The organism is Corynebacterium sp. 212_CJEI, from assembly GCF_001055915.1.
GTDB lineage: Bacteria > Actinomycetota > Actinomycetes > Mycobacteriales > Mycobacteriaceae > Corynebacterium > Corynebacterium jeikeium_D.
Genome location: NZ_JVPT01000050.1, coordinates 20,768 through 40,852 on the forward strand (window position 1 = coordinate 20,768; position 20,085 = coordinate 40,852).

Annotated in this window: 18 protein-coding genes; 13 read left to right on the plus strand and 5 right to left on the minus strand. The window is 59.9% G+C overall.

Annotated features, from left to right (window positions below; genetic code table 11):
• Positions 1 to 27: 27 nt before the first annotated feature.
• Genes ADB02_RS05230 through ADB02_RS05245 form a run of 4 tightly spaced genes read left to right on the plus strand, consistent with a single transcriptional unit; the run spans position 28 to position 3,563 of the window.
• Positions 28 to 792 carry an SDR family NAD(P)-dependent oxidoreductase gene (locus ADB02_RS05230; protein WP_048734074.1) on the plus strand — a complete coding sequence of 255 codons (765 nt, stop codon included), beginning with the start codon at positions 28 to 30 and terminating at the stop codon, positions 790 to 792.
• The gene (gene cbiE / locus ADB02_RS05235; protein ID WP_049189902.1) at positions 789 to 2,015 is read left to right on the plus strand and encodes a precorrin-6y C5,15-methyltransferase (decarboxylating) subunit CbiE; all 1,227 of its coding nucleotides are present in this window, start codon (positions 789 to 791) and stop codon (positions 2,013 to 2,015) included. Before ADB02_RS05230 ends, cbiE begins: the two co-directional genes overlap by 4 nt.
• Before the next feature lie 46 nt (positions 2,016 to 2,061).
• Positions 2,062 to 2,835, plus strand: a complete 774-nt coding sequence (gene cobM, locus ADB02_RS05240) for a precorrin-4 C(11)-methyltransferase (RefSeq protein ID WP_048734069.1) — start codon at positions 2,062 to 2,064, stop codon at positions 2,833 to 2,835.
• Positions 2,823 to 3,563, plus strand: a complete 741-nt coding sequence (locus ADB02_RS05245; protein ID WP_048734066.1) for a cobalt-precorrin-6A reductase — start codon at positions 2,823 to 2,825, stop codon at positions 3,561 to 3,563. The genes cobM and ADB02_RS05245 overlap by 13 nt, the downstream gene beginning before the upstream one ends.
• Before the next feature lie 3 nt (positions 3,564 to 3,566).
• Here the strand turns inward: ADB02_RS05245 and cobJ are convergent, their stop codons facing one another.
• Genes cobJ through cobG form a run of 3 tightly spaced genes read right to left on the minus strand, consistent with a single transcriptional unit; the run spans position 3,567 to position 7,018 of the window.
• Complete coding sequence (cobJ, locus tag ADB02_RS05250) at positions 3,567 to 5,177, minus strand: precorrin-3B C(17)-methyltransferase (RefSeq protein ID WP_049189903.1); 1,611 nt, start codon at positions 5,175 to 5,177, stop codon at positions 3,567 to 3,569.
• Between the two features lie 3 nt (positions 5,178 to 5,180).
• Positions 5,181 to 5,831 carry a precorrin-8X methylmutase gene (locus ADB02_RS05255; RefSeq protein ID WP_049189905.1) on the minus strand — a complete coding sequence of 217 codons (651 nt, stop codon included), beginning with the start codon at positions 5,829 to 5,831 and terminating at the stop codon, positions 5,181 to 5,183.
• A gap of 11 nt (positions 5,832 to 5,842) precedes the next feature.
• Complete coding sequence (cobG, locus tag ADB02_RS05260; RefSeq protein ID WP_065421717.1) at positions 5,843 to 7,018, minus strand: precorrin-3B synthase; 1,176 nt, start codon at positions 7,016 to 7,018, stop codon at positions 5,843 to 5,845.
• 253 nt (positions 7,019 to 7,271) lie between these two features.
• Here cobG and ADB02_RS05265 point away from each other — a divergent pair, with 253 nt between their 5' ends.
• From ADB02_RS05265 to ADB02_RS05285, 5 genes are all read left to right on the plus strand, one after another.
• Positions 7,272 to 8,834 carry a lipase family protein gene (locus ADB02_RS05265; RefSeq protein ID WP_049189909.1) on the plus strand — a complete coding sequence of 521 codons (1,563 nt, stop codon included), beginning with the start codon at positions 7,272 to 7,274 and terminating at the stop codon, positions 8,832 to 8,834.
• Between the two features lie 173 nt (positions 8,835 to 9,007).
• Complete coding sequence (gene cobN / locus ADB02_RS05270; RefSeq protein WP_049189911.1) at positions 9,008 to 12,658, plus strand: cobaltochelatase subunit CobN; 3,651 nt, start codon at positions 9,008 to 9,010, stop codon at positions 12,656 to 12,658.
• 87 nt (positions 12,659 to 12,745) lie between these two features.
• Complete coding sequence (locus ADB02_RS05275; RefSeq protein WP_049189912.1) at positions 12,746 to 13,366, plus strand: FxsA family protein; 621 nt, start codon at positions 12,746 to 12,748, stop codon at positions 13,364 to 13,366.
• A gap of 38 nt (positions 13,367 to 13,404) precedes the next feature.
• The gene (gene lnt / locus ADB02_RS05280; RefSeq protein ID WP_049189914.1) at positions 13,405 to 15,093 is read left to right on the plus strand and encodes an apolipoprotein N-acyltransferase; all 1,689 of its coding nucleotides are present in this window, start codon (positions 13,405 to 13,407) and stop codon (positions 15,091 to 15,093) included.
• A gap of 12 nt (positions 15,094 to 15,105) precedes the next feature.
• Positions 15,106 to 15,918: a polyprenol monophosphomannose synthase gene (locus ADB02_RS05285; protein ID WP_016422816.1), complete on the plus strand. Its 813-nt coding sequence runs from the start codon at positions 15,106 to 15,108 to the stop codon at positions 15,916 to 15,918.
• Between the two features lie 284 nt (positions 15,919 to 16,202).
• On the opposite strand, the gene ADB02_RS05290 is transcribed toward ADB02_RS05285, so the two are convergent.
• Positions 16,203 to 16,592, minus strand: coding sequence for an RNA polymerase-binding protein RbpA (locus ADB02_RS05290; protein ID WP_005511311.1), 390 nt, complete (start codon positions 16,590 to 16,592; stop codon positions 16,203 to 16,205).
• Positions 16,593 to 16,673: 81 nt separating this feature from the next.
• On the opposite strand from ADB02_RS05290, the gene ADB02_RS05295 reads away from it, so the two are divergent.
• The 3 genes from ADB02_RS05295 to ADB02_RS05305 all read left to right on the plus strand — a co-directional run bounded on the left by ADB02_RS05295 (position 16,674) and on the right by ADB02_RS05305 (position 18,203).
• Positions 16,674 to 17,066, plus strand: coding sequence for a hypothetical protein (locus tag ADB02_RS05295; protein WP_224783748.1), 393 nt, complete (start codon positions 16,674 to 16,676; stop codon positions 17,064 to 17,066).
• Between the two features lie 17 nt (positions 17,067 to 17,083).
• Positions 17,084 to 17,794: a YceI family protein gene (locus tag ADB02_RS05300; protein WP_049189915.1), complete on the plus strand. Its 711-nt coding sequence runs from the start codon at positions 17,084 to 17,086 to the stop codon at positions 17,792 to 17,794.
• Between the two features lie 190 nt (positions 17,795 to 17,984).
• A complete protein-coding gene (locus ADB02_RS05305; protein WP_016422819.1) occupies positions 17,985 to 18,203 on the plus strand; it encodes a hypothetical protein in 219 nt (72 codons plus the stop codon).
• Between the two features lie 196 nt (positions 18,204 to 18,399).
• Here ADB02_RS05305 and ADB02_RS11485 read toward each other — a convergent pair whose 3' ends face one another.
• Positions 18,400 to 18,630, minus strand: a complete 231-nt coding sequence (locus ADB02_RS11485; RefSeq protein WP_141753117.1) for a hypothetical protein — start codon at positions 18,628 to 18,630, stop codon at positions 18,400 to 18,402.
• Between the two features lie 15 nt (positions 18,631 to 18,645).
• On the opposite strand from ADB02_RS11485, the gene ADB02_RS05310 reads away from it, so the two are divergent.
• Positions 18,646 to 20,082: a hemolysin family protein gene (locus ADB02_RS05310; RefSeq protein ID WP_049189918.1), complete on the plus strand. Its 1,437-nt coding sequence runs from the start codon at positions 18,646 to 18,648 to the stop codon at positions 20,080 to 20,082.
• The last annotated feature ends 3 nt before the right edge of the window (positions 20,083 to 20,085 follow it).

A 20,085-nucleotide genomic window follows, 5' to 3' on the forward strand; every position in this document is an offset into this window, starting at 1 on the left:
GTTTAGAGGAAAGGTATTTTCTAGCGCATGGGACACGTACTCGTTCTTGGTGCCACCAGCGAGATTGGCGGGGAAGTTGCCGCGCGACTGGCCAACCACAACACCTTCACGCTCGCTGCGCGCCGCACTGAGGCGCTCGACGGCATTGCCGGTCGGCTCATCGACTCCGGTGCCGTCGCGGTGCACCGCATCCACTTTGATGCCGATGACATCGCGGCACACCGCCAGTTCGTCGAGCACGCCTGGCAGCACGGTCCCATCGACACGGTGATTGTCGCGTTCGGTATCCTCGGTGATCAGCGGAAGTGTGAGGAGTCCGGCGAGGCTGCTGCGGCAGTCATTCATACCGACTTCACAGCACAGGCATCGATTCTCACTGAGCTTGTCGCGCGCATGGAGTCCGACATCGCCTCCGGCACGCTGCCTGTGCGCGATAAGGTCGCGGGCCGCATCATGGCCTTTTCCTCTATCGCAGGTGCCCGCGTGCGCCGCGCCAACTACGTCTACGGTTCGGCGAAGGCCGGTCTCGATGGTTTCCTCCAGGGCATGCAGGACCGCCTCCACGGGAGCCATATTCAGCTGACGATTGTCCGGCCGGGCTTCGTCATCGGCCGCATGACCGAAGGCATGAAGCCAGCGCCGATGTCCTCGCGCCCCGCCGAGGTCGCGGAGGCCGCCGTCACTGCTTTCGACGGTCGGAAGCCCCACGTCTGGGTGCCGCGTAAATTGGCATTGCTCGCACGCGCCACACATCTGACTCCGCGCTGGATTTGGCGCAAGATGCCCCGATGAGCCCAAAGCTTCGCGTCGTCGGCATCGGCTGCGACGGGTACCCTGGTCTATCCGCCCGCGCTGTCGAGGCGTTGTCGTCGGCTCGCCGCATCATTGGCTCTCCCCGTCAGCTCCATTTGCTTGCCGACGTCAACCTGGACGCCGACCTCTCACCTTGGCCAGGTGGCTTCTGGAAGGACTGGCAGGCCACCCTGGCAGATATTGACCCCGCAGTCGATGTCATCCTCGCCAGTGGCGACCCCATGTTCCACGGTGTCGGCGCGTCCCTGGTTCGGGAGCTCGGCCGTGGCGCCGTGGAGGTTATTCCAGCGCCATCGTCAGCCTCATTGGCCTGCGCCTACCTCGGCTGGCCCTTGCATGACACTCCGGTGATTTCGCTGGTGACAGGGGAGCCGGGGCTACCTGGAGCCGCGCGTGTGGTACCGGTAGCGGATTCACTACGGCCCTTCCTGGTGCTGTGCCGAAACGCGGACTCAGTGAAAGAGGTCGCTACGGTTTTAGCCGACCGCCCAGACACCAAGCTCACCGCGCTGACCAATCTCGGCGGCACGGAAGCTACAGGGCTGCCGGAGTCCGTTGCCGCAGGCACGGTGGCGAACCCACCAGTTCCAGCTGGCAACCTCACGGTGCTGGCGGTGGAGCCGTCGGGAAGCGCGCGCGGCTGGCTGCGCGACGGTGACTTTGATTCGGATGGTCAGCTGACGAAGGCGCCGATTCGCCAAATGACGGTCGCTGCATTGGATCCGCGGCCGGGAGCTCTGCTGTGGGATGTCGGCGGTGGCACGGGGTCGATTGGCATTGAGTGGGCTCGGCACGGCGGACGTGCGGAAATTTTCGAGCGCGATGCTGTTCGTGCAGAGCGAATTGCTAAGAATGTGGCGGCTCTGTCTGGCAATGTGACCGTCCACCACGGCGCAGCGCCGGGGGTTTTGGCTGACTCGAATCTTCGCCCAGATGCCATTTTCATCGGCGGAGGTCTCACTGCTGACGGAATGATTGAAACCTGTTGGCAACGCCTTGCCCCGGGAGGCACCATCGTCGCAAACACCGTGACGCTGGAGTCGGAGGCTTTGCTGTGGCAGGCGCGTCGCGACTATGGCGGGGATGTCACCCGGCTTTCCGTGGAGCGCGCAGGTGCAGTCGGCAGTTTCACTGCGTGGCGCCCTGCGTTGCCGGTGGTGCAGTGGGTGGCGGAGAAGCCAGTAGCGCCTGCGCTACCATAGACGTAATATCTCTGTCTAGAAAATATTGAGGACTCTGTAACTCACAATGACTGTGTATTTCATCGGTGCAGGCCCGGGGGCAGCGGATTTGCTGACGCTGCGCGCGGACCGGCTTATTCGCTCCTGCCCAGTGTGTCTTTACGCGGGATCGATTGTCCCGCCTGAGGTGCTGGAAAACTGCCCCGAAGGCGCAGAGATTATCAATACCGCGCGTATGCCGCTGGATACCATCATCGAGACCATTCAGGCGGCACATGCGGCGGGCAAGGATGTCGCACGCCTGCAGTCCGGCGACCCGTCGGTGTGGTCGGCGCTGGCAGAACAGGTCCGTCGTCTCAGCGAGCTCGGCATTGACTACGAAATCGTTCCGGGTGTGCCGGCATTTTCCGCGGCGGCGGCCGCTCTGGGCCACGAGCTCACGGTGCCAACCGTTGGTCAGTCAGTGGTGCTGACTCGTATCTCCGGGCGCGCTTCCAAGATGCCGGAGGGCGAAACCTTGGAGAACTTCGGTCGCACGGGCGCGACCCTGTGCATTCACTTGGCCGCCCACGATATTGACCGTGTGGTTGAGGAGCTCACCCCGCATTATGGTGAGCACGGCCCGGTGGCAGTGGTAGCTTTCGCATCCCGTCCGGAACAGGTTATTCTCCGCGGCACGCTGGCTGATATTGCGCAGCAGGTCAAGGATGCAGGTGTGACTCGTACGGCTGTCATCATTGTCGGCAAGGTGCTCACCGCCGAGGCGTTCCCGGATAGCTACCTCTACAGCGATGATCGCCCACGCGATGAATACGGACGGACCATCCCATGCGTGCACTAATACTGGGTGGAACTGCTGAAGCCCGCGCCCTGGCCAAGCGCCTAGTGGGCGAGGGCTGGTTTGTCACCTCGTCACTGGCCGGTCGCGTTTCCAACCCCAAGCTGCCCGTCGGCAATGTCCGTATCGGCGGTTTTGGCGGTCCCGCAGGACTGACTCGATGGCTAATCTCCGATGCCACTGAAGTCATCATCGATGCCACGCATCCGTATGCAGAACAGATCAGCGAATCTGCTGCTGAAGCTGCCCGAGCCACCGGTATTCCGCTCGTGGCGCTGCATCGCCCTGCGTGGGAGAAGCAGCCAGGCGACAACTGGGTTGAGGTGTCCTCCATGCAGGAGGCCGCGGACGTTGTTGCCGACCGTTTCTACAGCCCGTTTCTCACTATTGGCCGTCAGCAGCTTGCTCCATTTGCCGGTGACTCCAACGGCCGTTACCTCATTCGCTGTGTGGAACAGCCCGCGCCGCCGCTGCCGAAGAATCGGAAGATTATTCTCAGCCGTGGGCCTTACGATGTCGCAGCGGAGCGCAAGCTCATGCGGGATTACGCCGTGGACTGCGTGGTGACCAAAAACTCCGGTGGTGCTGCTACCTACGCAAAGATTGAGGCAGCCCGCGACCTAAAGAAGCCGGTCGTTATCGTGCAGCGTCCGCAGCTGCCCGGCGCGGATATCGCCACCGTCGCCACAACTGTGGATGAGGCGTACAACGCCGTCATCCGCCGGGCGTAGCGGCTAGGGCAGCAACTCGCCAGTTCCGCTGGTGCCGCCCTCACCGTAGTGACGTGCGGTGTAGACCCGAGTGGTCTTGCCGGCACGATACGCCTTCGTCGACGACGAACCGATAATCACCATGGTTCGCATATCGACGACATCCGGATCGAACTCCGCCAACGTGGTCACGGTAACGTTTTCCTGCTCCGAGCCAACTGCCCGTGCCACAATCACAGGCGTTGTCGGCTCGCGGTATTCCAAAGCCAAGGCTCGTAGCTCTCGGATCTGCCATCTCCGCGACTTGGATGCCGGGTTGTAGACAGCAAATGCCATGTCTGCTCCGGCTACGGCACGCACTCGCTTAACGACGACCTCCCAGGGCTTCAACCTGTCGGAGAGACTGAGCATCGCAAAGTCATGGCCAAGGGGAGCGCCCACTCGACTTGCGACAGCCTGAGCCGCAGTCATGCCTGGCACGACTCGAACTGGAATGTCTCGCCACATATCGTCATCAGCGACTTCCAGCACTGCGGCCGCCATGGCGAAGACTCCCGGGTCACCGGAGCTGACCACCGCGACGCGGCCGCCACGTTTGGCGATATCCAGCGCCATAGTGGCTCTCTCTGCCTCTACGCGGTTGTCTGAGAGGTGGCGGCGTTGCCCGGCGCGCTCAGGAACCCGGTTGATGTAGGTGGAGTAGCCCACCAGATCCGTGGCTCGGGCCAGTTCCTCGGTGACTTCTGGGGTGGTCCAGCGCTCCGCACCCGGGCCTAGGCCGACAACGACGACTTCACCAACTGCTGGGGCAGCCGACTCAGTCGCCGTATCGGTGACTGTATCGCTCGCCGCATCATTAGCTGGCTCAGGCGCCCCAGAAACACTCCGTTCAGTTCCGTAGACAGCGGAAGGCACGACGGCTACTGCGAAGTACGGAACTTTCTCCGGGTCTGCATCGGCCAGCGGGTAGCTGGTGTGCTCATTCATGGTTGCTCGCTCGACAACGTAGGCGCGCTCGAGCATGCCTGCGGACTGCAACGCTGTACGAACCTTCTCAACGTTTTTCCCCAGCTTCATAATGACTACACAGTCTGAGGCGTCAAGAACCGCAGCGATGCGCTCGGAATCGGCGGTGGCTGGGACAACGCTGACGATTTCGGTAGCCTCGCCGAGCGGCTGACCAATCTCTGCTGCCGCCGCAGTAATGCTGGCCACTCCAGGGACAATCTCAGTGGGAAAGTCCTCGTTGAGGGCGTGATGCAGATGCTGGTACGAGCTATAGAGCATCGGGTCACCGAGCGAAAGAACTGCAACACTTCGTCCCTCGGCCAAGTGCTTGTGCAGGCGAGCAGTGGCCTCTGCATAGAAACCGGCGAGCTGCTCGCGGTAGTCGGCGGGGCGCCCGGTGGTCACCGGGTATTGCAATTGCTCTTCCACGGCAGCGTCGTCACGCGCGTCAATCAGTTCGGCGGCGATTGAGCGCGCCGTGGAACGTCCGTGAGTGCCGGCATGGTAGGCGATGACATCGGCTGTGCGGATGATGTCGGCACCGCGGAGTGTAATGAGACCTGCGTCGCCGGGACCGAGTCCGACGCCGTAGAGATGACCAGGCTGAGCACTGTAGGAGCCGGACATGGTTTAGATAATCTCCTTTGCGGTCGCAATGGCATTGAGGGCAGCACAGGTGATAGCCGAGCCACCGCGACGGCCGGTGACGGTGATGTACTTCAGCTCTGGGTTTTCGGCACCGGAGTCGATAGTGGCCTGCTTTGATTCCGCGGCACCGACGAAGCCCACTGGCATGGCCAAAATGGCAGCGGGCATGGGGAAGGAGCCCTCATTAATGCGGTTGAGCAGGTGGAAGAGGGCGGTGGGAGCGTTGCCGATGGCGACAACCGCACCCTCTAGGCGTGGCTTCCACAGCTCCACGGCGGCAGCAGTGCGAGTGGTGCCGAGTTCTTGAGCCAGTTCGGGGACGCGCTCATCACGCAGCAGGCAGATGACCTCGTTGTCAGCAGGTAAGCGCTTGCGGGTAACACCCGAGGCGATCATGTTGACATCGGTGAAGATAGGAGCGCCTTCCTCGAGAGCCTGGCGAGCTGCGCGCACAGCTCCCGTGGAAAAGACGATGTCCTTGGTCAGGTCGGTCTGACCTGCTGCGTGAATCATTCTGACAGCGACGGTTTCCTCATCGGCATCGAAGCGGGAAAGATCGCTTTCTTCGCGAATGATGGCAAACGAGTTACGGTAAATATCCGCACCGTCGGTGTTGTACTCAAAGCGCTTCATAGGCTTAAAGCCTAGTCCACAGCAGCGACTTCGTATTCTCCGTCCCCGGTGGCGAGATAGTCGAAGTAACCGCCCTTGGGCTTGCCGCAGCGACGCTCACAACCGGAGAAGTGCACGCGCCCCTCGGGCAGTCGGCCATCAGCAATTGCGTGAGAAGCATCGCCGCGGGTGTCAGCCAGAGACTTTTTGCAGCCGGGGCGTCCGGTGCAGGCGCTGACGCGCAGCCAGGTGGACTTCCGGTCGAAGATCAGGCCATTGGGCGCCAATACCTTGACGACCTGTTCGGCAACTTCCTCTTCCAAATCGTGCAGAATCAGCGAGTACCACGGAGTGACGTGCACAGGAACTTGCGTATGCGAAATCGCACGGGCCAGACGCGCCGGGAGGACGCCAAAGCGCAGGCCAGCGGCCAGGCTAACCAGGCCATCCGGCTGGTCAATCCAACCGATCTGGCGGGACAGCCCGGCGGTGGCATCAAAGCTCTCAGCCGGGGTCGGCTCCTGGCGACGGACTCGGGCGCCCAATTCCTCGATTACGGCATCGGCAATGCGCTCGGCCGCATTGGCTTCCGCGATGCGCCAGGCTGAACCACGGCTGTCATTCCACACCTTCGCTGTGGTGATGAGAGCCTCCACGACGTCGTCACGCGGGACGACAATCCCCGAGGTCGCGCCGCCAATGATGAGTTCAAACGTGTTCTCATCATGGGCGACAACGCCGAAGTCGGGGCGCTCACCGAGCACGTCACCGCGGCCGTCGTCGAAAGCCATGAGTGTGCGACCTGGCAGTGTTGCCAGCGACGGCTCCGCGATGAGAGCCTTGTCGAACTCTTGAACCAGGTCACGCACATCAGCTTTACCGCCGACGCGACCGGACAGCGGCGACTGAAGAACGTTGCGTACGCGGTCGTGGCTGGTGGAGGGAACCAGCTTCTCTTCTTCCGCGGCATCGGCGAATGCGCCGGTGTTGGTGATGCCACGGATCTGAACATTGCCGCGGGAGGTGAAGTGAATATCACCGTCGCCGAAATTCTCGGCCAAATCGGCGAGTACGGCGAAGCCCGGCGCGGGGAGAAAGCCTCCGGGGAAGCGCAGACGACCAATTGCGCCATCAGCTGCGATATGAACCTTGCGGCTGCCGGGGCAACCGTCCTGACGAGTGCGGGTTCCTTGATCAGATGCAGTCATACTCTCAAGAATACGCAAACACACACAGAGCTGAGCCCCCGAAAACAGGGGCACATTATCCAGCCCCTTTCCAGCCCAACGAAACCATCCTGAAGTGGAGTTTTCATACCCCTCCGCGAAAAACATACAAATTCTTCACTGAAAATCCACCGATTTACCTTTTTAAAACCTTATTGTTTTCATAACCTAACTTCCTCTGAATTTAAGGGAAGTTTTCATTGGGTTTTCAATCTGGGGTTATTCAGGAGATTTCATGCCACATCACGACGCTGAAGCACTCACGCACGAGGCACACGACACCGTCGGCACCGGCCGTGCCTCGACACAGACACGCTCTGCTTCACGACGAAACCGTCGCACAATCCGAACGGGAATCGGGGTAGCGCTAGCAGGTCTTATGACCATCGGCCTGGCTACACCTGCAAACGCACAGCCACTAAACATCCCGGGCCTATCGGATAGTGGGCTGGCGGATAAGGTGTCGTCGTCAAGCGCAAACCGCGAACTGCCTGGTTTCGGCCATGTACCGAACCCGAATATGGAGAGGCTGCTCGGCATCGAGAAAGACGATGAGGAGTCTGGTAGCGAGGGCGCAGGCAGGCAGCTGACCCCGGAACAGGCTCGCGTGGCCGCAGCCTCTCCGCTGAATTCTCTGCCGCTGACCCCGTCGCGCACGGCAAATGCCGGCACGCTGGTCAGCAGCGAGGATGCCGAGATGATGGTGAACGACAAGCTGTGGAATGTGGATGCCAAGCGTATTCACTACAACTCCACGGATTCCCTCGGAAATCCCAGTGTGGACACAGCCCTTGTGGTGACGCCGAAGACGGAGTGGAAGGGCAGCGGTCCGCGTCCGGTCGTCGCAATCGCGCCGGGCACGCAGGGTGGCGCGGAAAAGTGCGACCCCTCGGTATCCTCGCAGACCGGCCTAAAGATTGAGTTCGGTCCGTTGGACATTATTGCTCCATACGAGACAATCCCGATGGTCGCGAACTTGAAGCGAGGCGCGACTGTCGTGATGATCGACCACCACCGCAATTCCCAGGGTAATCAGGACTATGTCGACAACATCGCCTCAGCACAGTCGCTGTTTGATGCCGTGTCTGCCTCACACGAGCTCGGCGTGGACAAAAATGCGCCCGTGGGAATTTATGGCTACTCCCAGGGTGGCTCCGCAGCCGCTGCAGCCGCTGAGCGTGCAGGTGTCTACGCTCCAGAGCTCAACGTCGCCGCATCTGCCGCCGGCGGCCCGCCGTCCGATCTCGCAAACGTCCTCGACCAGATTGATGGCACTACGCTGACCGCCGCGATTGCACTGGCAATCAATTCTGTCCTGGATAAGGATCCGGAGCTGCGCCGAGTCCTCAAGGAAGAAATCAGCCCCGAAGGCAAAGAACTGCTGGACAACGTAGGCAACTACTGCGCGGGTGGCTTGGGTTTCCATCACTCCTTTGAAACCACTGACCAGTACACGACTAGCGGTGAGTCGCTCAGCGAGATGATTAAGCGCTACGAGCCGGTGCAGAAGGAACTCGCACGCCAGCGCGTCGGCAACTTCGTCCCCAATGCGCCGGTGTACCTCTACTCGGGTGAGCATGATGACATCATCCCCATCAACCAGGTTCGCAAGCTGCGCGATGCCTGGCTGAATCTCGGCTTCACCGATCTGGAGTACGTCGAAAACACGACTTCACCGGTGCTACCGAAGACGGGCATTAACCATATCGTTCCGATGCTCGCGGAACTGACTAATGCCACGGACTTCCTCTGGTCCCACTTCCCAGATCAGCCGGCGGAGCAGTCGCTGGAACTCTAGCAATAGACGCTGCAGTAGAGTGATGGAGAAATCCACTGCCATGCCACTGACGAGAAGCTCGGTGAAAATCCGCACGGTCGCGCCACTGTCACAGTCAGACCTCGTCATCGGCTAAAAGGCAGACTCCCGCCGACCGGGGACGCGTTGCTCCCCAGGAAGTGAATGACTACACCGTGATTCTGCTGCTGTCGACCTCGGATACCGACCTTCTGTCCGCCCGCGCGGCCGCTCAGGCCAACCCGGAGGTGTCCTACCGTTGGGCAAACCCGGCGCGTCTGCTCGACGATGATTTGCCCACGCTTGCCGACGGCGCCGATGTCGTCATCATCCGACTTCTCGGTGGCCGCCGCGCCTGGGAATCCGGCATTGACTACTTTGTGAACTCCGGTATTCCCACCGTCCTCGTCTCGGGCGAGCAGGCGCCCGATGCCGAACTCACCGAGTACTCGACAGTTCCCGCAAACGTCGCCACGCAAACGCACATCTACCTGGCGGAAGGCGGCGCGAAAAACCTCGCACAGCTGCACAATTTCCTGTCGGACACACTGCTTTTGACCGGTCTTGGCTTTGAAGAACCAGCTCGCATGCCGGCCTGGGGTTTCCTGGAGCGCGACTCCAAGGTGGCCACGGAGGATTCCCGCGGCACCGTCGGCATTATTTACTACCGCGCCCAGCACCTGGCGGGAAATACGCACTACATTGAGGCTCTCGCTGACGCTGTCGAGGCTCGCGGCTACGTCGCGAAGCCTATCTTCGCCGCGTCCCTGCGCACCGCCAGCGATGAACTGCTGGCAGAGCTAGCTTCCTGCGACGCGCTCATCACCACGGTGCTCGCCGCTGGCGGCAACCGCCCGGCACTCGCGCAGGCTGGCCAGGACGATGACGGCTGGGATGTCGCCGCACTCGCAGACCTGAACATCCCCATCATCCAGGGTTTGGCCCTGACTTCGTCCAAGACGGCATGGGAGGACAACGACGAGGGCCTGTCACCGCTGGACGTCGCAACGCAGGTCGCCGTCCCCGAATTCGACGGCCGCATCATCTCGGTCGCGTTCTCGTTTAAGGAAATCGACTCCGACGAGCTCATTTCCTACGTCCCAGATCTCGAGCGCTGCGACCGCCTCGCCGGCATCGCCACCCGTTACGCCGCGCTCCGCCACATCGACAACGCTGACAAGCGCGTCGCCGTCATGCTCTCTGCGTACCCGACCAAGCACGCCCGCATCGGCAACGCCGTCGGTCTGGACACGCCGGCATCGACGTTGAAGGTGCTGCACGCGCTTGCCGACGCCGGATACAACCTCGGCGACACCACCAAAATCCCCGGATATGCCACCGCCGAGGATGGTGCCGATCAACCAGATGCGTTCATGCACGCCATCATCGAGGCCGGCGGCCAGGACCCGGACTGGCTGACCGAAGAGGTTATGGAGGCAGCCGAACTCCGCCTGCCCGCTGCCACCTACGAGAAGTTCTTCGCTACCTTGCCGGAAGAACTTCGCTCCGACATGCAGGACAAGTGGGGTGCCGCGCCGGGCACCCTGTACGTCCACCCGGATACCCAGGACATCTACATTGCGGGCCTGACCTTCGGCAATGTCGTGGTCATGGTGCAGCCACCGCGCGGTTTCGGTGACAACCCGGTGGGTATCTACCACGACCCGGATCTGCCGCCGACGCACCATTATCTGGCTTGCTACCGCTTCCTGTCGCTGTCGCAGGCGCAGGGCGGTTTCGGCGCTGATGCCGTGGTTCACATGGGCAAGCACGGCAACCTGGAGTGGCTGCCGGGCAAGACCGTCGGCCTTTCCGCTTCTTGCGGCCCGGATGCTGCCATCGGCGAGCTGCCAATGATCTACCCCTTCTTGGTCAACGACCCGGGCGAAGGCACACAGGCCAAACGCCGTGCTCACGCCACGCTTGTCGACCACCTCATTCCGCCGATGGCCCGCGCCGAATCCTACGGCGACATCACCCGTCTGGAACAGCTTCTCGACGAGCACCAGAACATCTCCGCCATGGATCCGGCCAAGCTGCCGGCCATCCGCCAGGAGATTTGGACGCTGCTGACTGCCGCGAAGATGGACCGCGACCTCGGCTGGGACGAGCGCCCGGACGAGGAGGTCTTCGATGACATGCTCATGCATGTCGACGGCTGGCTCTGCGAGATTAAGGATGTCGCCATCCGCGGTGGCCTCCACGTGCTCAGCCAGGCCCCGGAAGACGAATCCCTGATCGGCACTGTGACCACCATGTTGCGCGCCCGCCAGCTGTGGGGCGGCAAGCAGACCCTGCCGGGCCTGCGCGAAGCTCTCGGCCTGGCCGAGGACGGCACCGATGAACGCCACGCTGTGGACTCTATCGATGCACTGGCTACGGCACTGGTAACCGCCGTGGTGAAGAATTCAGACCAACCAGTGGCACAGATCGCGGCTGATGTGCTCGGCTCCGAGGAATTTGTCGATATCGCGGCACCTAATGGCCTGGATCAGGTTGTCGAGCTACTGCAGTTCACCCGCGACGAAATTCTCCCGCGCCTGGCCGCTACCAGCGAGGAGATCCCGCGTATTCTTTCCGCTCTCGATGGCGAATTTGTTCCAGCTGGCCCCTCCGGTTCACCACTGCGTGGCCTGGTCAATGTACTGCCGACTGCCCGCAACTTCTACTCGGTTGACCCCAAGGCGGTGCCGTCGCGCCTGGCTTGGGAAACCGGTGTCAACCTCGCCGATGGCCTGATTGAACGCTACCGCGCCGACCACGGCGAGTACCCGAAGTCGGTTGGCTTGTCGGTATGGGGCACTTCCGCCATGCGTACCTCGGGCGATGACATCGCCGAGGTGCTCGCGTTGATTGGTGTGCATCCGGTGTGGGATGACGCATCTCGCCGTATTGTCGGCCTTGAGCCGATTCCGCTGGAGGAGCTGGGCCGACCGCGCATTGACGTGACCGTCCGTATTTCCGGCTTCTTCCGTGATGCGTTTCCGCATGTTATCGACCTTTTGGATGACGCGTTTCAGCTCGTCGTCAAGCTTGATGAATCCGATGAAGACAACTACGTGCGCGCCCATGCGAAGGCCGACCAGCAGGAGCGCCCGCGCCGTATCTTCGGTTCCAAGCCGGGCACCTATGGAGCTGGCCTGCTGCAACTTATCGATTCCGGTTCCTGGCGCGATGACGCGGACCTGGCGAAGGTCTACACAACCTGGGGCGGCTACGCCTATGGCCGCGGCGTCGACGGGGAAGAGGCCGCTGACGACATGAAGACGGCCTACCGCCGTATTCAGGTTGCCGCGAAGAATGCCGATACCCGTGAGCACGATATCGCCGACTCCGATGACTACTTCCAGTTCCACGGCGGCATGATCGCCACGGTCCGTGCACTGACGGGTTCCGCTCCAGAAGCGTATGTGGGAGATTCCACGCGCCCGGACGCCGTGCGCACCCGCACCCTGCACGAGGAGACGCGACGCGTCTTCCGTGCCCGCGTGGTCAACCCACGCTGGATGCAGGCAATGCGTAACCACGGCTACAAGGGTGCCTTCGAAATGGCCGCAACCGTCGACTACCTCTTCGGTTACGACGCGACGGCGCAGGTCATGGATGACTGGATGTACGAAACGCTTACCGACGAGTACGTTGCGAACCCGGAAAACCGCGAGTTCTTTGAACAGTCGAATCCGTGGGCTTTGCACGATATTTCCGAGCGCCTGATGGAGGCCGCCGAGCGCGGTATGTGGGAAAACCCCGACCAGGAACGCATGGATCTGCTGCGCCAGACCTACCTGGATACAGAGGGCGACTTGGAGGAGCGCGCTGACCGGTAGGCGAATGATAGGCGACCGCTAGTCGTCGTCTAACCGGCCGATAGCCGTAACCACTTGCTCATCTAGTGGCGGTTACACTGGGGAACTATGAGCAAGTGGTTCACAATTATTTACCTCATCGCCGAGATTGCGGCCTTTATCGCACTCGGTGAATGGATCGGCTACGGCTGGACCGTCCTATTGGTTTTGGGCCTGTTCATTGTGGGGTTGGTCTTCGCCGCCATCGAGTTCAAGCGCATCTACCAGAAGTTATTGCTGGATACTTCTCGTACTCTTACCGAGTACGGACAGAAGCATCCAGAGGAGGCAATCAAGCGCTCGGCAAAGGGCGCGGGACACTTTGTGGCTGACTCGGCAATTCTGTTGGTTGGCTCTTGGCTGATTGCCCTGCCGGGCGTCGTCACCACCGTTGTTGGTTTCCTCATGGTGCTACCGCCGACTCGCTGGCTGATTCGTAAGAGCGGATCGGTGGCGCTGCTCAACGGACTCCGCAACTTCAGTGACCGCAGCATGATGGTGGTCTCTCAGTACGGCATGAACCCCGGTGCTCCAGGAACTGGCGCTGGTGCTGGCGGTTTTTCGGGTTTCCCTGGATTCTCTGGTGGTTTCCCGGGTGCGGATGGCAAGGCTTTCCCACAGGATAAAATCGTCCCACCGGCACCGGACAACGCCTGGGATGATGACCAGGACGACAGCGACAAGCGCTAACTCAAAAACTCGCAAACGTAGAGAGTTCTCTTATACAAGTGCACACTAACCGCCAAGCGCGCTCCAGCGAGCACGGGAACGTCGCTCAGAAAGACGCTTCGAAAGACATTCTGGAGAATCCGAATCGCTGGCAGGCGCGCTTTCGCGCGCTTACCCCACTAAAGCAGCGCCTCGTTCTCGCCTTCATTGCAATCCTCGCTGGTGGATTGCAGTTCTTAAGCTATGCGCCCATGAGCTGGTGGTGGACGGCCTGGATCGGCCTCGCCCTGCTCATTTTTGCCTTCTTCTGCGCAGCCGATTGGAAATCCAGCGTAGTGGTGGGCTTCAGCTGGGCAACAGCGACGGCTCTTTTCTCACTGCCGTGGATCGGCTCCTTCGTCGGCATTGGCCCCTACGTGGCGCTCTCAATTGTGCTGGGACTGCTCGCAATTCCGGCGGCGCTTGCGATGTGGCTGATTGCCCAATCCAGTTTCCCCCTCGCGCTGAAGCTCCCTGGCATGGCCGCTGCGCTCGTGGCAGGGGAGGCGCTGCTAGCCCGCTGGCCTTTCGGAGGCTTCCCCTGGCTCCGCGTTGCCTGGGGGCAGGTCGACGGCCCGCTGGCCCCAGCAGTGGCAATCGGCAGCACTGCATTGGTCACTTTCCTCGCTGCTTGCGTTGGTGCGGGACTGGTCGCGCTCACGCTACGTTCCTATGCAACCTCCGCTGCGCTTTTGGTGGGAGCGTTATTCGTCGGCTGGGTTCTTCCTGCGTGGACCCAACCGCTGCCTGAGCCTACGGCCGCTGACAACACCCGTGTCGCGGTTATCCAGGGCAATGTTCCGCGCCTCGGTTTAGAGTTCAATGCCCAGCGCCGCGCAGTCCTGCAAAACCACGCCGATGCCACCAATGAGCTGGCACGACGTGTCCACCAAGGTAAGGAACAGCAACCGGATATCGTCATCTGGCCCGAAAACTCCTCCGATGTCAGCCCGTTTACGGATGGGGAAGCGGCACGCATTATCGAAAACGCCGCGATGAATATTGGCGCTCCCATCGTGGTCGGCACCTTTACCTACACCGATGGGGTGCAAAACACCATGGTGGTCTGGGATCCGCAGACCGGCCCCGGCGACCAGCACGAGAAAATCTATCTCCAGCCCTTCGGCGAAACCATGCCATTCCGCGAGCTACTGCGCCACTTTTCCGACATGGTCGCTCACGCCGGAGACATGACTCCGGGCAACGGCGATGCCGTGGTCACAACGCCAGGCACAGATGGTTTAAAGAAGGTCAATCTAGGCGTGGCCACCTGTTACGAAGTGGTCTTCGATGGCGCCTTCCGCAACGCGGTCAACCACGGCGCAACCATGCTGGCCACGCCCACAAATAACGCCACCTTCGGTTTCACCGACATGACCTACCAACAGCTGGCCATGAGCCGCATGCGAGCCATGGAGTTCCAACGCTCCACGGCCGTCGCCGCAACCAGCGGTGTGAGCGCGATTGTGGATGCGCACGGAGACGTCGTAAAGCAGAGCAAAATCTTCGAGCAGAAGGTACTCACTGAAACTCTGCCTCAGTACGCCCACCTGACTTTTGCAGCCCGCTTCGAGACGTGGATTGAAGGTCTACTGACCGCATTCGGTATTCTTTGTGTGGTTGGTGCCGTCCTGCGTCGCCGTGGCGGAGATGCCAGGGCAGGCGCAGATGAAGTTGATGGCCGGGATACTGAGCAGAACATGCACTAAGGAGAATCACGAGTGACTGCCCTAAATGAGTCGACGCTGGTTGTCATTCCCACTTTCAACGAGCGGGAAAACCTGCCGGGCGTGATTGCACGCCTGCGCGCAGCGGAGCCTCGCGTCGACATTTTGGTTGTCGATGACTCTTCACCAGACGGCACCGGTGAGCTCGCCGATGAAATCGCTGCCGCTGACAAGTCGGACAACGGCGAAGAACACATCTACGTCCTGCACCGCGAGGGCAAGGGCGGTCTCTGGGGTGCGTACCGCGCGGGCTTCGCTTGGGGTCTCGAGCGCGACTACGAGGTTCTCTGCGAGATGGATGCCGACGGCTCCCACGCACCAGAGCAGTTCCATCTGCTGCTGGAGAAGCTCGAGGACGGTGCCGATGTCGTCATCGGTTCCCGCTACATTCCGGGCGGCAAGACCGTCAACTGGCCAATGAGCCGTCAGGTTCTCTCCCGCGGCGGCAACCTCTACATCTCGCTGGCGCTCGGCGCGGGCATCTCGGATATCACCGCTGGCTACCGTGCTTATCGACGGGAAGTTCTCGAAACCCTCGATCTCGAGAACATTGGCAAGGCTGCGTACCTGTTCCAGACCGAGCTCGCCTTTGAGGCTGTACAGGCTGGCTTCTTGGTGGAAGAGGTTCCGATCACTTTTACTGAGCGCGAGTACGGCGAGTCCAAGATGGATGGCAGCTTTGTGAAGCAGTCACTGCTGCAGGTCACCAAGTGGGGATTCAAGCACCGCTCGCAGCAGGTAAAAAACCTGGGGTCGGAGATTGGTCGCCTGGCTGGTCACGAGTTTAAGCAGCGATTCCGCAAGTAGGGCTAGGGCAGCCCCAAAGATTGCGGCCTTCCCGTGTGGAGACGGCGTGCCTGTATGAATGGGGGCTGCAAATGTGAAACTGTCTTAGTTTATGACAGTTTCAAGCCATTTTTCAGGCCATTTTTGTCATAAACGCAGTCAGTAACTCGGTTCGGCCCGCCGCAGCCAGGCACCAACGAAAAACGGGCCCGAATAAGGAGCAAGACCTTATCCGGATCCGAATTTCAGTGTTTGATTGACGGCTACAAAGCTCTAAAGCTCACTAGCGCAAGCCAGCTCAAACCTTAAGCGTTCTTCTCTGCTTCTTCGGCTTCCTTCTGAGCCTTCAGCAGGCGAGCGGCGTTACGACGACGCTTGCGCAGCAAGTCAACACGCTCATCCAGCAGCACGTCGAGCTCCTCGATGGAGCGGCGCTCACGGAGCATGTCCCAGTGAGTCCTCGGCGGCTTCACCGGCTTGGCTTCAGTGCCTTCGCCTTCAACCAGCTCACCAATCTGGCCATTCTTGCACAGCCATTCACCTGGAATTTCCGCGTCATCCGCGAATGGGACCTCGAAGATCTCACCGGATTCAGTGCGGTAGCGGACCATCATTCGCGGCGCGAGGTCATGATCGCGATCGGTCTCATACGAAACGGCGCCCATGCGACTGCCACGAAGAACTCGATCTGCCATGTGGAACGTGCCCCCTTTGGTAGAAATACTAGACCACACATTATAACGCCTTAATCTGTATTCATGCCATAATTGACTTCTGTGTCAGATCAAAAGCCGAGCACAACTACCGCCAATTGCCAGTGGTGTGGCCGCGAAATGGAGGTCGCTATCCGCGGTCGCCGTCGCAAGTTCTGCAGCCAAGCCTGCCGGCAGCGCGCGTATGAAAAACGCACCGGCGTAGCAAAAGGCGCCTCCAGGCCGATTGCCGAGCGAATCAATTCGGATCTCACACTGAAGACCGCCACCGATGCCACGAGCAGGCCGGCGGGCGATGACGTCGTAAAGCGAATAGGGGACGGGCTCTTCGAAGTACGTTGTCTCGCCGAAGACTTGCGCACCGCGCTTGACGACGGCATGGAGACCGCCGTCCTGCAGGAGATTACGCAGGAATTGATTATGAAAACGCGTGAGGTGGAACGGTTTATCCCATAGCGGATTAAAAGGATAGGATGAGCACTATGAATTCTGGTGTCCGTAAGTCAATTATTACTTTGATAGCCGTTGCAGTTGTTGCGCTCGCAATTGTTATTGTGGGGCCAGTTTTGTATCGCGTTTTCACGCATGAAGGGGTGCGTACAGGAGATTTCGAGGCCACGGAGCTGCCTGCAGCAACGACTGATGCGAATGGCACCTGGAAGATTGTCGGTGGCGATAACTCACAGAACACCTCCGTTGGTTTTACTTTTAACGAGGTACTGCCGGGCAGCAGGCGGACGACGTCCGGTTCCACTCACGATGTCACCGGTGAGCTGAAGGTTGCTGACAACAATCTTGAGGACGCATCCGTTGTTGTTGACATGGCAACTCTGACTAGCGATATTGAACGTCGTGACATCAATGTCCGCAACAATATCTTCAGTGTTGATCAGTACCCAGAAGCTAAGTTTGAGCTTGCAGAACCACTCGATATTTCGAGCATTCCAGATAACGGCCAGTGGGCGAATATCGAGATTCCGGGACGCCTGACCATCCGCGGTGTCACCAATGATGTCACCGTACCAATGAAGGCCGCTCGTACCGAAAACTTGGTTTTGTTGTCGGGCACTTTGCCAATCAACCGCCTGGATTACAACGTGCGCCTGCCACAGTTTGTAGCTGCATCCATCGAGGAGAACGGCGAACTCAATCTGCGCATTGTCGCAGAGAAGCAGGACGCGTAGGACGCGTAGGTTTCGCGGCTGGCAGACACAGCCATCTAAAGAGAATCGCAGTAGCGTTAATCCAAAGAGACTTCTAGCCAGCGAAAATACACCTCGATTCGTCACTGTGACGAAATAAAGCCATTTAGTCACACACCACAGAAGTCCTGCCAAAAACAATTTTGGTAGGCCAGTTGGGAGTCGCAACGATATGAACACCTACGAAGCAATGTTGCTCGCACGAAAGGTGCGAATGGTACTTCTGATTATCTTCATTGCATTCGTGGCCTACAAGGGCGTGTGGTGGCTCGTGGCTGTCGGCATACTCCTGATTGGCATGACGCTATGGCAGAACAAGCGACTGCGGGAAGAGATTGCCGTCCGCAACGCGGATGAGCTTGCAGCGAACGCCAAGGACAATGAGCAATAAACCCGACGGCATGGATCAAGCGCCAAGGTAGAACACAGCAGCAGAAAAGGCGGCGGCGGAAAAAGCGGCAGCCCTGGAAATTCAGAAACCCCCAGGGCTAACCCCTTTCAATATTTGTCCGATAATATACATTATGACATTTTGCCCTTAGGATCCCGTCCTCCCCATTACCGCCGATGCGCCATTACCGTCAGGTCTAAGGAATTTTTAGTAAGATTTCTCGCATGCCTGAACTCTCAGACACATCCAGCAGCTCAGACAGACCCAATGCGTCCGACACATCAGATAGCTCTGGCTCGTCCGACGACCCAGAGCCTCGCGCCAACGTTGACGGGCTCTCTGTAGCCGCAGTAAGCGCAATCACCGCAGCAACCGCCGCAGCATCCCCAGCGAACGCCGCAGCATCCCCAGCGAACGCAGCGAACACTTCAGGTGATGCCGCGTGATTGTATCCGCACTCATCGTCTTAGCGGTCTTTCTATTCCTCGTTTTCGCCAACGCAATTTTCGTTGCTGTCGAGTTTTCCTACCTCACGGTTAATAGAAACGACGTCAAGAACGCCGCAAACGCCGGCTCAAGGTCCGCATATTTAGTAGACCGTGCTCTATCACGCACCTCTACTAACCTCTCCGGCGCACAGCTGGGAATTACGGTCACCAGCCTCGTCGCTGGTTTCCTGACCGGGCCTTCCCTCGGCGTCCTCCTCGAAGCCGCATTTGGTGGCACAAGCATCTCTCCCGCCACCGTCACTGCAATCAGCACTACGGGCGCTTTCATTATCGCGACCTTCACTCAAATGGTCTTTGGCGAACTCGTCCCCAAAAACTGGGCCATCGCCGAGCCCACTAAAGTCGCAAACCTCGTGGTCAGACCACAGAATGCCTTCATGTTCGCATTCGGCTGGCTGGTCTGGCTACTTAACAGCGCGGCTAATTGGGTGTTAAAACGGCTCGGCTTTTCCCCTGAGGAAGAGGTTGCCAGTGCCAGGACCGCGGAGGAACTCCGTGCCGTCGTCACGCGCTCTAGCGATGAAGGAAAGATTAACCCGCAGACCGCCGAGTTGGTGGCGCGATCGATTGAGTTCGGCGAGCGCACGGCGGCTGATGTGATGACGCCACGCACGCAGATTATCTTTATCGAAAATCAGAGCGTCGCAGAGATGCTGACGGTCGTCGCAGATTCTGGACATGCACGCTTCCCCGTCGTTGGCAATAGCGTCGACGACATTCGCGGCGTGGTGCATTACACCGACCTGCTCAGCGTGCCACACGCACAACGCTTGACGACGTCGGCTGCGAGCCTGGCCAAAGATGTACTCGTGGTAAACGACTCGACCACACTTGATCCGCTGATGCGTCAACTGCGTGAGGATGCATACCAGTTCGCGGTGGTTGTCGATGAGTACGGCGGCACGGACGGCATTGTGACGTTGGAGGATCTCGTCGAGGAAATCGTCGGTGAAATTGACGATGAACAGGACGATCGTTCGTTGCTCTACAGCCGGATTAGCCCCAATACGGTGATTGTTTCCGGTCTCATGCGCCCTGATGAGTTGGGAGAGATCCTAAACCTGGTCCTGCCGGAGGGCGAAGAATCCGACACTATTGGTGGATTTATCACCGAACGCTTGGATCGCATGCCTCGCTTCGGCGACACGATTACGGTCGAAGCCACCGACCACGAAAACCTCGATGAGGAGAACTTGCCTACCACCGCTGAAGTTGCTTTTCGAGTCGAGCGCATGGCGCGTCACCGCGTTGGCCGTATTCGTGTCCAGGTGGACCTCGCCGGCAACAAGGTCACGCGCACGGATGAAGGCGCTGACCAGGACGGCACCAGTCACAACCACGTCGAGCACAACAGCGAAAAGGAGGGCTAGAAC

Bases quoted from the DNA above. Each gene is read 5' to 3' on its own strand.
- cobJ (WP_049189903.1), bottom strand. From the start codon at position 5,177: ATGTCCGGCTCCTACAGTGCTCAGCCTGGTCATCTCTACGGCGTCGGA.
- cobG (WP_065421717.1), bottom strand. From the start codon at position 7,018: ATGACTGCATCTGATCAAGGAACCCGCACTCGTCAGGACGGTTGCCCC.
- ADB02_RS05245 (WP_048734066.1), top strand. From the start codon at position 2,823: ATGCGTGCACTAATACTGGGTGGAACTGCTGAAGCCCGCGCCCTGGCC.
- cbiE (WP_049189902.1), top strand. From the start codon at position 789: ATGAGCCCAAAGCTTCGCGTCGTCGGCATCGGCTGCGACGGGTACCCT.
- ADB02_RS05230 (WP_048734074.1), top strand. From the start codon at position 28: ATGGGACACGTACTCGTTCTTGGTGCCACCAGCGAGATTGGCGGGGAA.
- ADB02_RS05300 (WP_049189915.1), top strand. From the start codon at position 17,084: ATGAGCACTATGAATTCTGGTGTCCGTAAGTCAATTATTACTTTGATA.
- ADB02_RS05305 (WP_016422819.1), top strand. From the start codon at position 17,985: ATGAACACCTACGAAGCAATGTTGCTCGCACGAAAGGTGCGAATGGTA.
- ADB02_RS05275 (WP_049189912.1), top strand. From the start codon at position 12,746: ATGAGCAAGTGGTTCACAATTATTTACCTCATCGCCGAGATTGCGGCC.
- ADB02_RS05290 (WP_005511311.1), bottom strand. From the start codon at position 16,592: ATGGCAGATCGAGTTCTTCGTGGCAGTCGCATGGGCGCCGTTTCGTAT.
- ADB02_RS05265 (WP_049189909.1), top strand. From the start codon at position 7,272: ATGCCACATCACGACGCTGAAGCACTCACGCACGAGGCACACGACACC.
- ADB02_RS05255 (WP_049189905.1), bottom strand. From the start codon at position 5,831: ATGAAGCGCTTTGAGTACAACACCGACGGTGCGGATATTTACCGTAAC.
- cobM (WP_048734069.1), top strand. From the start codon at position 2,062: ATGACTGTGTATTTCATCGGTGCAGGCCCGGGGGCAGCGGATTTGCTG.